Here is a 339-nt window from a genome sequence, read left to right as displayed (position 1 = left end):
GTTCAGGATACCGATACACGTGAGAGCAAACGGTCCATCGTCCGTCGTATCGTCACGGCGGAATGATCAATCTTGAATAAGGTCGGAGCCGGGTAATTCAGGCTGTCGCCTCATAGCCCTGGTTGTCGGCTCATCCGCAGAGGCAGGTCACCCCTCTGTCAGATCATGGCAACGTCACGGCGGATCATTCCGGAAATTGGATCGTTCCTTTGGCAATCCTGGCAGACGTTCAGCGCCTGGGACCGAGGCGTCATCCTCTCGCACGAGCGCTGCCAGAGGATCATCATGCCACGCTTCTTTTTCCACACGCAGACCGACTCTCGGATGACTGACTTCGAC

General features: G+C 56.6%; 1 protein-coding gene. It reads right to left on the bottom strand.

The annotated features are described in order from the left end of the window. Nucleotides 1-158 precede the first annotated feature (158 nt). A partial coding sequence (locus tag AC0IYH_RS30215; RefSeq protein ID WP_471837808.1) for a hypothetical protein occupies nt 159-339 on the bottom strand: 181 nt, incomplete at its 5' end.

This window comes from Pseudomonas sp. AC463 (assembly GCF_979253585.1).
The sequence above is the reverse complement of the archived record's forward strand: the minus strand, read 5'-3'. Positions and strand labels throughout refer to the sequence as shown.